Genomic DNA, 10878 nt, shown 5'->3' with positions numbered 1-10878 from the left:
CTCTTAGTTGTGTTAGTAGTGTCGGTTTGGTTATGACCGCTTCAGCGCTTGTTTGATCAATTCTTCAAGTTTAATCTCCTCTCCGTATTCTTTCAAAATCTTATCGACAGTTTTTTCAGCTGTAGATTTATTAATGCCCAAAGTTGTCAGTGCAGATAACGCCTCAAAACGCAGTGTATTATCAAATCTGGGCTGAATTTCTACCGATTTGTCAAGTAGTCCTTCTTTTTTCATCTTATCCTTTAATTCAAGGATAATTCGTTGTGCGGTCTTGCCTCCGATTCCTTTGACTGATTGGATGGTTTTTACATCCTCCTGGACTATCGCAGCTTGAAGTTCTTTTGCGTCAAGGGAAGACAAAATCATCAACGCAGTGCTTGGTCCTACTCCGTTTATGGATAGTAAGTCTAGAAATCGTTTTTTCTCTGACTGCTCATAAAAGCCGAAAAGCGTATGCGAATCTTCTTTGACATGAAGATAGGTTTGAATAAGAGTATCTTCTTTATCCTTAACCTGCGAGTAGGTTATCAGGCTAATCTTAACTTCGTATCCAACTCCACCCACATCTACCACTAGATGCGTAGGATCTTTGAAGGCGAGTTTTCCTCTTAGGTAGGTGATCATAATCCATCTCTTTTAGCAACGCCAGCATCTACTACCGCGATGGCAACCATGTTGTAAATTTCTTTGACAGAACTTCCCAACTGGAGCACTTGCACAGACTTTTTCATTCCCATAAGAATTGGACCAATCACTTCAGCTCCTCCAATTTCCATCAACGTCTTGTATGCTATGTTTCCTGATTGCAGATCTGGGAAAACAAGCGTATTCACATTGTGTCCTTTTAAGTCGCTGAATGGGTATAATTCTTCAAGTAAGTTTTTATTCAATGCCACATTGGCTTGAATTTCGCCATCGATGATCATATCAGGCCATCTTTCTTTTGCGAGTTTCACTGCTTTGGACATTTTCTCAGGCACTTCGCCTTTTGCAGATCCAAAGTTTGAGAAGGATAACCCAGCAATTTTCGGTTCATAATCGAAGAATCTAACCGCACGGTGTGTTAAACCAATAATTTCTACCAGTTCCTCAGCAGTTGGATTCATATTCACGGTTGTATCTGCAAAGAAATAGTTACCACGTGGTGTATTCATAATATACATGCCGGCCACTTTGCTTACTCCCTCTTCCATTCCTACAATTTGTAGTGCTGGAAGTACAGTTTTAGGATAATCATTAGATAGGCCGGAAATGAGCACATCCGCTTCACCTTTTTCAACCATCATCATACCGAAATAGGTACGGCTGGTCATCGCTTTCCTGGCCAGGTGCATCGTCATGCCTTTTCTGCGACGCACTTTAGTGTATTCGGTGGCAAATTCTTCCACTTTATCCATGTGCTCATTCGGATCGATGATATCGCAATCTTTGATTGCATCAAGTTCATGCTCCTCAATAAGTGCTTTGATAACCTTCTGTTTGCCCATTAGAATCGGAGTTCCAATGCCAGCATCTTTGGTCATCTGAGCTGCCTTCAGGATATTGACATGATCTGCTTCTGCAAAGACAACTTTCTTAGGATTTTGTCGTGCTCTGTATACAAACCTTGAAATCAATCGTTGGTCAAGTCCTACTCGCTCCAATAGCTCATCTTCATATTTCTTCCAATCCTTGACTTGAATTCTTGCTACGCCAGTGTCCATCGCTGCTTTGGCAACAGCTGGTGATATGGTAGTTATGAGCCTAGGATCCATAGGCTTGGGAATGAGGTATTCACTTCCAAATTTGATGCTTGACTTGCCATATGCTTTCAAAACAATGTCCGGCACTTGCTCCTTGGCTAGCTCTGCGATTGCCTTTACTGCTGCCAACTTCATTTCCTCATTTATCGCAGTGGATCGAACATCTAGAGCGCCTCTAAATATGTAAGGAAAGCCTAGCACATTATTTACCTGATTCGGATGATCAGAACGTCCTGTAGCCATCAGCACATCTTTTCTAGTCTTCACTGCCAGATCGTATGCAATTTCAGGATCTGGATTAGCTAGGGCAAATACAATTGGATTTTTGGCCATTGCCTTCAGCATAGCCGGTGTAACAACATCTGCTATAGAAAGGCCGAGAAACATATCAGCACCTTTCATTGCTTCAGCCAGTGTATCTATCTTCTTTTTTGTCGCATACCTGGATTTTATTTCATCCAGCCCTTTTCTGCTTCCATTGAGTATGCCTTTACTATCGGCCATGAGAATGTTCTCTTTTTTGGCACCCAGAGAAACATATAAGTCTGTACATGCAATAGCTGCTGCTCCAGCTCCACTTACTACTATTTTTAGATCTTTAATTTTTTTACCAACAACCTCAAGCGCATTAAGCAATGCGGCGCTGGAAATAATTGCAGTCCCATGTTGATCATCGTGCATGATCGGAATGCTCATTTGCTCACGAAGTGTTTGCTCAATTTTAAAGCTTTCGGGAGCTTTGATATCTTCCAGATTAATGCCTCCAAATGTCGGCTCCAGGGATTTAACAATTTCTATGAATTTGTCAGGGTCTTCCTCATTTATTTCAATGTCAAAAACATCAATTCCTGCAAATTTCTTGAATAGTACACCCTTTCCTTCCATAACCGGCTTGGAAGCTTCCGGTCCAATATTACCTAAACCTAGCACTGCAGTTCCGTTTGAAATTACACCCACAAGGTTTCCTTTGGCGGTATATTTATAAACATCATCCGGATTTTTTGCTATCTCCTTGCATGGTTCAGCAACACCTGGTGAGTAGGCAAGGGCAAGATCGTGCTGTGAACTCACCGACTTGGTGGAGTTTACTTCAATCTTTCCTGCTGGTTTGTTTGAATGATATTCTAATGCCTCCTTAGGCCTTACTTTCGTTGTACTCATCCTCTATTGGTTATTGTTGGTATTGGATAGATTATCCAACCTTCAAAGGTGACCAACTAAAAAGGAATAACCAATTATTCGTGAGGATTAAGATGCCTCTTTTGATGGATTTAGGTCGTCTGCTGTTTTAAAAGTGGATAGAATTGCTTCTAACTCCCGAACAAATTTTTTCTTGCGTGTTCCGGGTGAATCCACATATCCTTCTACGTAATAAATCAATCCTGACTCTTCATCCACAATGGTGTAGCTTATAAATGGGCCTCCTCTGGAATTATCGCTTATTTTCCATAGTCCACGTGCTTCGACAGCAAAGTGTCCATTGAAGTTGACTCTTTCGGTGAATACCGGGATAATCTCCTGACGCTTTATATAGACATCCTGGTTTTCACCATCGTACAAGTTCTGCTGAGTGATTTTATCTCTAAACTCTCCAATTTCATTAAAGACTCCCCTATCGGTGTAAGGTTCGTAATAAATAAAAATGCTTTGCTCGGTTTGTGCATCCATTTTCCTGAGCCAAACAAAGTTTTTCAAATCACGCGCCTTCTCCCAACCATATGGAATGGTAAATGAGACATTGTGATTTTCTTTGATGCGAGTCTCAAGTTGCTTTTGATTGCTTGCAAAGAGTTGACTTTTGATTGTCTCTCGTGCCGAGGTTTCAAAGTATTCTCGAATTGCTGACCGATTATAGTTTATTTTTTGAGTCAGGAGTTCTTCTGAGGAAGAGAAAAGGAATAATACTGTCTGTCCTTTCGCGAATAGATCCTTTTGAGCACGCATGAAAATGGAAGTGTCTCGCTTAATCTGGTTGAGCGATTGATTTGTAAAAAATTGCTGTAAAACTTTACTGTCTCGAGTCTTACTATCCAATGTCATCACAAAAACCATGTTTTTTGCTGATTTAAGCACTGAATTCAGCCGTTGAGGATTGACTTTGCTCACATTGAAAAGTGCTTCATCCTGCGGAAGACCAAGCATAGGAGCCATGAAAGTTTTTCGCAATTCTAAACCTACCCCTAAAGAATCCGCCCATTGAGTGGAGTCAACAACAAGAATGATTTCATCAGCCTCACCTCTCGCTGTTGGCAGCATGTCTTTACGACGGCTTTCTTTTGATGCTTCGCTGCATCCGAATGCAACTACAACAAATAGTAATATTATCCTGAACATATGATCTGATTTCGTTTGAATAATGACAAAGCAAAAACTATTCCTTCATACCAAACTTAGAGATTTGAACAATAAGAAATATGATTAATTAGGAATTACCAATGATTGTCCCGGCTTAATAGTGTTTGATGTAAGTCGATTTACCTGTTTCAACTTTTCAATGCTGGTATTGTTGCTTTTGCTAATACTCCACAAAGAATCTCCATATTTAACCGTATACGTCTTACCCCCGCTGATTGACGATGGTGGGTTTGGTACTGGTTTCTGAGTTGGATTTGACGTTGGTTTCGATGCAGTTGTCGCATACAAATTTTTAGTCTTTGAATTGTAGGTTGGAAGCACCCAAATGCTTAATCGCTGTCCTACGCGGATGAGATTTCCCCGTAATCTATTCCAAGATCGAATATCTGAAACTCGAACTCCGTATCGCCGAGCGATCGTTCCCAGTACATCCCCGCTTCTTACGCGATAATACAATCGCTCCCTTCCGTAAGTACTTCCCGGAGTGTTTCTTGCTAAGTAGTCTAATTGTGCCTTTCCAACTTTTGAAGCCGTGTCGTATAGATGTGTTCTATTGATAACTATTTCATCTTTCCAATCTACAGGTATCTTCAAGGCAAAGTCTTTTGTTCCCTCAGGTAGCGCTCCACGTTTGATCTGCGGATTCCATAAAAGCATATCATCAAGGCAAATTCCAAGCTGATTGCAAAATGTCTCGACATGAAAATATTGTGAGATCATGATTGTATCCATCTCCGGATAGAAAACCTCTGGTTGTTCTTCAAATCCGTGTTCCTTCAGGTGATTGAATAAATACGTAATTGCTACAAACTGTGGCACATAGGATCGTGTTTCACGAGGCAGGTATCTGTAGATATCCCAAAACTCTTTTTTATAGCCGCTCCGGCGGATGGCTTTTCTTACGTTTCCAGGTCCGCAGTTATATGCTGCAAGTGCAAGCTCCCAGCTATCAAACATTCTGTAGAGATCTCTGAGATGACGGGCAGCAGCATCTGTAGCTTCTACCGGATCCATACGGTCATCTACATACCAATTACTGTGTAGACCATACATTTTTCCTGTTGATGAAATGAATTGCCATAAACCAACAGCATTTGCTCTGGATATCGCATTGGGTCTCAGTCCTGACTCGACAATCGCCAAGTATTTCAGCTCATCAGGCATATTGTGACGAGCCAATGTTTCAGAAAAGAGAGGAAAGTAGAGTTCTTTTTTTCGGATTATATCGCGCGTGTATTCACGATCCTTTATAGCGAAATAGTCTATAAATGCCTTTACACGCTCATTGAAGACTAAAGGCACCTCGTTTTCGATGCAGCCCATGCGGTCTGCAATCTCATCATACGTGTTGTCAGGCATCACTTCAGTAAGCGCAAATTCCTGACCTTTACCTACAAATGAAATGAACATAATCCCTATCAGGAACCATTTTAGCTTCATAGTCTATCTATTTTGATCTTTGAAAGTAATGATTTGATCTGAAATATCCAGCAATTCACGCTCATTAAAGCTTTTTGACATTATTTGAATGCCGATTGGTAGGCCTGTGTTGTCCACTCCAATCGGGATCGAAATGGCAGGAACACCGGCAACATTTGCCTGAACTGTATAGAGGTCTTCCAAATACATTCGGATCGGATCATCTTTCAGTTCTCCAATCTTAAATGCGGTGGTGGGTGTAGTTGGAGAAATGATGAAGTCGTATGTGTCTAGAAGTATATTGGTTTCCTCTTGAATCTTCCTTCGTACTTTTTGAGCCTTGATATAATACGCATCATAATAGCTTGCACTCAATGCAAATGTACCTGTCATGATTCTTCGCTTTACTTCTTCCCCAAATCCTTCTGACCTGGTCTTAACATACATCTGAAGTAGTTCCTGACTTTCTGCGCGCTTGCCATATCGAACTCCATCATATCGAGAGAGATTGGAGCTTGCCTCGGCCGCTGTGAGCACATAATAAGTTGGTAGTGCGTATTCGAGTAACGACATGCTTACCTCATCTACAACATGTCCATTTGATTTGAGTTCACCTAACGTTTCCTTGGTTTGCTTTTCAATTTCACCGTTGAGTCCAGGATGTGCGAGTGTTTCCTTTATGAGCGCAATTTTATATTTCTTATTGGATGTGAAGGTAGAAAATGCAGGAACCTCCTTTTGAGAAACGGTGCTATCATATTCATCTGCACCAGAAATAACTTCCAGAACAATTGCAGCGTCTTCGATGCTTTTTGAGAGTATTCCGACGGTATCAAATGAGCTGGCATATGCTGCAAGTCCATATCTCGATACCCGTGAATATGTGGGTTTCAAACCAATAATACCACAAAATGCTGCCGGTTGCCTGACGGATCCACCCGTATCTGAACCTATGGAAAGCAGGCACATGTTGGAAGCTACAGCTGCCGCTGAACCTCCCGAAGATCCACCGGGCACCCTAGACTCATCCACTGGATTTTTACACACTCCAAATGCAGAATTTTCATTTGAAGATCCCATCGCGAACTCATCACAGTTTTGATGACCAATAATAATTGCATCTTCATCAATCAACCGGTCAATGCACGTCGCTGTATAATGTGATTCAAAGCCATCTAGAATATTGCTGGCACCTTGCAGTCCGTGATTTTCGTAGGCTAAGACATCCTTTATGCCTACAACCATTCCGGCGAGTTTTCCTGCGGTATTGTTTCTGATTTTTTCATCAATGACCTGCGCTTGCTCGAGTGCTTCGTCAGTGTAAACAGAAAGGAAGGCATTGAGCCTTCCGTTCTTGTCATTGATATTTTCCAGGTAGTGCTGCGTGAGTGATAAAACGGTGAGTTTGCCAGCACTGATCTCCGATTTTATTTCGGAGAGTGATTGAAAATTTTTCAAGGTTTACGCCTTTTTTTCCTCGCTGGAACCTTCGTTTATTTCGTTCTTGATTTCCTTGGTTGCATCTTTAAATTCTCTGATGCCTTTTCCCATGCCTCGTGCGATCTCAGGTATTTTTTTCGCTCCGAAAAAAATGATAATGAAAAGAGCGATGATAATCATCTCAGTCCACCCTGGCATTGCAAATAATAATGATGTATGCATTGCTTTTATATTTTATGATTACAAAGATATGTATTTAGAAACGGAGCATAGGGCAATAAGGTGACAATTTTATTACTTCATTGCCAACCAGTTTTCCGGATTGAGTTTGGTTGTGCCTTTGTATACCTGAAATTCAAGTTCTGAAATGCCGTCTCGATCGGTATAAACTTCACCAATGATATCATTTGATTTGACCTTCTGCCCTTTCTTGACATTTACATTTTTAAGCTGAGCGTACACCGTAAGATATGATCCGTGACGTATTACCACCACATTGTTCTTTCCTGGGATTGTTCCTATTAATGTGACCTCTCCATCAAACACAGCCTTCACATCAGAATCTTTTTCCGTTTGTATGCCTACTCCATCATTTACAACAGTAATTCGCTTAAGAACCGGGTGTGGCTGCTTACCAAATTTCGATGCGATGAACCCAGATCCTACAGGCCATGTCAGGCTATTTTTCTTTGATTCAAACATACGTGTAAGCTCTGCTGAGCTTGCTACCTCTGCAGTGGAGGCAGTAGATGTCTTGCGGGCCTCATCTTCAATGATTTTGGCTATGAGGGTATTTAGCCGTGCGTTAGCTGCCTTTCTATTTTCAACTTCCCTCTTAAGCTGACGCTCTTTTTTTGTTAATTGCGCAACGAGTTCTGATTGTTTCTTCTTCGAATTTGCAAGCTTTCTGCTTTCGCGAACCTGCTGATTAAGCAACCTCTGCTGTTCTGCCCGTTTTGCTTCTACTTTACCTCGCTGATCATCCAGTTCTTTAGCTACCACCTCTATTTGTTCGGCTTGCAACCTCCTGGCTTCTGAGTACTGTTCCAAATATTTTAACCTTTGCAGGAGCTGATTAAAGTTTCTTGACGAGAAAAGAAACATCAGACGACTGTTCCCCCGATTTGCTTTATATGAGGCATAGATCTGTGTGGCGTATTCTTCTTTTAAAAATTTCAGGTCTTCTTGTAAAGAGGTAACTACGATGCGTAAATCAGAAATCTCATTGTCAAGAATTCTTATTTCAGAGCCGATAGATCTAATTAATGATTCTCGTGCATTTATTTGTTGATTCAATGCTTGTAGTTGACCAAGCGTGGCTTTTTTTTCATCGGCAGTCTCGTTCAAAATACGCTCAGCCTCAGCTATTTTTCGCAGGTTTTCTTTTTTCTCCTGTTCTAACTGATTTTTTGTTTTTTGAGCGAATGCATCAAAACTGAGAAAAGAAAGGGCAAATACGAATACGATAAGGTGAAGGTTATTTCCTCTCATACTTACTTGGCACAGAGAATGGAAAGCTGATAGGGCCGTCTTCGATGGCCATTTTACTGTAGGAAATTTCAACCTCTGTATTCGGTTTGTTGCTAGCATCATAGTCAATAACTGCCGAAATCTCATTTGGAAATATCTGACTGTTCACTAAGATAAAATCACTGTAATTTACTGAAATCGTGTTTCTTGTGTCTTCATCGAACACCTGAACTTTTTCCAACTTCATCGTTGAGGCCCCAATGTAGTTTTGATAGAGATAAACGCCTTTTGAAGCAGTGTATGTAAAATACTTATCCATTTTTTCTACTCGCTGCTTTTGGTATGGTTCTACGAGATTGCCGAGAATTACCGACTGGATCATCTGAAAATTGAAATCAAAGTCGTATTCTATTGAAAGTTCCTGAAAGGTGTATTCGTAATAATGCTTGTTCAATTTATCTATCACGTAAATATTTTCTGTATCTATCAATACTCTGGCTACCTCAATACCTAAACCCGGAGTTACTGAAATCCAAATGACACTATCTTTTTTGATTCTAAAATTAGCTGTAGCCGAAACGCTTTTCTTTCCATCATCAAAAGTGAATTTAGCTTTGGCTGACATGTAGTCGAATTCTGGGTCAACTACTTCAAGTTTGTCTTTCTTTTTGCCAAAGATGGCTCCAACTTTTCTATTGCATGAGCTTAGACTAATGATACCTACAATGCAATATATTATGAGCTTATTCATAAAGCTTTCTATCTGAAATTTTCTTTTCTATCAACTCAGAAGTACTACCCAAGTCACGAGCTCTTTCCCACTGTAGGATTGCTTCTTCGACTTCTCCCAACTGGAAGAGTACATCTCCATAATGTTCAATCACTGTGCCATCATCATCCAGAGAGGCGGCTTTTTCAAGAAATTTTCGAGATTCTTTATATTTTCCACTGATATATAAAACCCAACCATGCGTGTCCAGGTAGGTAGAATTGTTTGGATGCTGCTCCACTAATCGGGTAGACATCTCCAGTGCTTTGTCTAAATTTTTATTTTCCAGCGAAAGGTAATAGCTATAGTTGTTTAGCACATGATCATTATTTGGCCCATTCTCAAGTGCCTTATCGTAAGCTTTGTATGACTTTTCATTTTCCTGTAGTCCATTGTAGGCATCCCCAAGCTGACCATAAAAAACGGTAAGCAAATTGGGATCAACGGTATATTTTTTACCCTGATCTAGCATTCTAACAGCTTTGGTATAATCATTGTTTATCAAATGACCTGTCCCGGCAAAATAGTACAATAGCGCCTGGTTAGGGAAATACTCAAGTGCCTTCTCTGCATGAACAACCACACTGTCATATTGATTTAAATCCGCCTCAACGTTTAATATGTTTTGCCAAACCGAATAGTTTGTGGCATTTAATTTCACCGCTTTCAGATAATAGCTCACGGCTTCCTGACTCTTTCCATCCTGATAAAGCATGTCGCCAACAAAAGCTTGAGCTTTAAACTCCTCTTGGTATTGATCTGCCAACTGGATTGCAATAAGAGTGAGTTTAGACCTGGTCTCGGCATCCGGGCTCATGACCAGATAGTTCGATATAATTTGAAACTTCGAGTTGAAATCTATTGAATTGGTTTCGAAAGCCTGACTCAACAGTTGAATTGATTTCTCTCGATCTCCTCGCATCCATGCCAATTCGCTTTTCATCATTGTGATTCGAGAAGATGGAGACTCACTCGCTTCATAATCGGCAATGGCTTCTTCTGCTCTATCCAGTTTTTTGTTTTGAATGAGAAAATTGATCAGTTCGGATTTGTATGAGGATTCATTCGGATATGCGTCAATTAGCTTATCATATTCGGCAATGACTTCATCAAGTTTGCCTTCTTTCATATAAATACGCTGCTTTTCACGCGTGATCTCTTCCTTAACACCCAGCTGAGATTCGATTTGATCAAAGACCTTGAACATCTCTTCTCTTCTCCCAGTGAGCTGGTATAGCTCTGCCAGTTCGTATAGCGCATTTTCCTCAGCCGGAAAGTATTCGAGCAAGCCCTCATAGGTTTTGGCTGCATCCATGTAAAATCCAATAGACTGATAGATTCTTGCCAATCCCAGTCGATAATACTTATTTCTTGGATCCAGTTCTATCGCTTGGAGACCATATGGTAGTGCTTTTTGTCCTTCGTTGCTTTTGGCAAGAACTTCTGCAATTTTAAAGTTGATGGCAGCACTTTCTGTATTCATTTCTAGTGCTACGTAGAAGTTTTCGAGTGCTTTCGCGTGATTTTCAAGAATCAACTGCTTTTCTGCTTCAACTAAGACTCCCTCAACTTTAAGTGAATCTTCCTGAGTCAAAGGCACTACTACATCTTTCTTTTTTCTCTGTGAGAATGTTAGAAAAGTTGTTAGAAACACTATTGAAAATAAAACTATTCGCATCAATC

9 protein-coding genes are annotated in these 10878 nt (G+C 40.5%); all 9 read right to left on the bottom strand.

What is annotated here, in order from left to right; all coding sequences use genetic code 11:
• Positions 1-30: 30 nt before the first annotated feature.
• Positions 31-624: a Holliday junction branch migration protein RuvA gene (gene ruvA, locus ACL8WY_RS12220; protein WP_436515040.1), complete on the bottom strand. Its 594-nt coding sequence runs from the start codon at positions 622-624 to the stop codon at positions 31-33.
• The gene (locus tag ACL8WY_RS12215; protein WP_436515039.1) at positions 621-2903 is read right to left on the bottom strand and encodes an NADP-dependent malic enzyme; all 2283 of its coding nucleotides are present in this window, start codon (positions 2901-2903) and stop codon (positions 621-623) included. Before ACL8WY_RS12215 ends, ruvA begins: the two co-directional genes overlap by 4 nt.
• A gap of 87 nt (positions 2904-2990) precedes the next feature.
• Positions 2991-4076, bottom strand: a complete 1086-nt coding sequence (locus ACL8WY_RS12210) for a DUF4837 family protein (RefSeq protein WP_436515038.1) — start codon at positions 4074-4076, stop codon at positions 2991-2993.
• A gap of 84 nt (positions 4077-4160) precedes the next feature.
• Positions 4161-5537 (bottom strand): LysM peptidoglycan-binding domain-containing protein, encoded by a 1377-nt coding sequence (locus ACL8WY_RS12205; RefSeq protein ID WP_436515037.1) that lies wholly within the window; start codon positions 5535-5537, stop codon positions 4161-4163.
• Positions 5538-5540: 3 nt separating this feature from the next.
• Entirely contained in the window at positions 5541-6974 is a 1434-nt protein-coding gene (gene gatA / locus ACL8WY_RS12200; RefSeq protein WP_436515036.1) for an Asp-tRNA(Asn)/Glu-tRNA(Gln) amidotransferase subunit GatA, read from the bottom strand.
• Positions 6975-6977: 3 nt separating this feature from the next.
• On the bottom strand, positions 6978-7178 hold the full coding sequence (locus ACL8WY_RS12195; protein WP_348279362.1) for a Sec-independent protein translocase subunit TatA/TatB: 201 nt from the start codon (positions 7176-7178) through the stop codon (positions 6978-6980).
• 72 nt (positions 7179-7250) lie between these two features.
• The gene (locus ACL8WY_RS12190; protein WP_436515035.1) at positions 7251-8447 is read right to left on the bottom strand and encodes a murein hydrolase activator EnvC family protein; all 1197 of its coding nucleotides are present in this window, start codon (positions 8445-8447) and stop codon (positions 7251-7253) included.
• The gene (locus ACL8WY_RS12185; protein WP_436515034.1) at positions 8434-9177 is read right to left on the bottom strand and encodes a DUF4292 domain-containing protein; all 744 of its coding nucleotides are present in this window, start codon (positions 9175-9177) and stop codon (positions 8434-8436) included. The genes ACL8WY_RS12190 and ACL8WY_RS12185 overlap by 14 nt, the downstream gene beginning before the upstream one ends.
• A complete protein-coding gene (locus ACL8WY_RS12180) occupies positions 9170-10873 on the bottom strand; it encodes a tetratricopeptide repeat protein (RefSeq protein WP_436515033.1) in 1704 nt (567 codons plus the stop codon). Before ACL8WY_RS12180 ends, ACL8WY_RS12185 begins: the two co-directional genes overlap by 8 nt.
• Positions 10874-10878 lie beyond the last annotated feature (5 nt).

This window comes from Ekhidna algicida (genome assembly GCF_051379705.1).
Classification (GTDB): Bacteria; Bacteroidota; Bacteroidia; order Cytophagales; family Cyclobacteriaceae; genus Ekhidna.
Note: the sequence above shows the minus strand (reverse complement) of the source record. Positions and strands in the feature narration are given on the sequence as shown.

What these genes read in the sequence shown, in the direction of transcription:
- ruvA (WP_436515040.1), bottom strand. Translation starts at nt 624, where the DNA reads ATGATCACCTACCTAAGAGGAAAACTCGCCTTCAAAGATCCTACGCAT.
- ACL8WY_RS12215 (WP_436515039.1), bottom strand. Translation starts at nt 2,903, where the DNA reads ATGAGTACAACGAAAGTAAGGCCTAAGGAGGCATTAGAATATCATTCA.
- ACL8WY_RS12210 (WP_436515038.1), bottom strand. Translation starts at nt 4,076, where the DNA reads ATGTTCAGGATAATATTACTATTTGTTGTAGTTGCATTCGGATGCAGC.
- ACL8WY_RS12205 (WP_436515037.1), bottom strand. Translation starts at nt 5,537, where the DNA reads ATGAAGCTAAAATGGTTCCTGATAGGGATTATGTTCATTTCATTTGTA.
- ACL8WY_RS12195 (WP_348279362.1), bottom strand. Translation starts at nt 7,178, where the DNA reads ATGCATACATCATTATTATTTGCAATGCCAGGGTGGACTGAGATGATT.
- ACL8WY_RS12190 (WP_436515035.1), bottom strand. Translation starts at nt 8,447, where the DNA reads ATGAGAGGAAATAACCTTCACCTTATCGTATTCGTATTTGCCCTTTCT.
- ACL8WY_RS12185 (WP_436515034.1), bottom strand. Translation starts at nt 9,177, where the DNA reads ATGAATAAGCTCATAATATATTGCATTGTAGGTATCATTAGTCTAAGC.
- ACL8WY_RS12180 (WP_436515033.1), bottom strand. Translation starts at nt 10,873, where the DNA reads ATGCGAATAGTTTTATTTTCAATAGTGTTTCTAACAACTTTTCTAACA.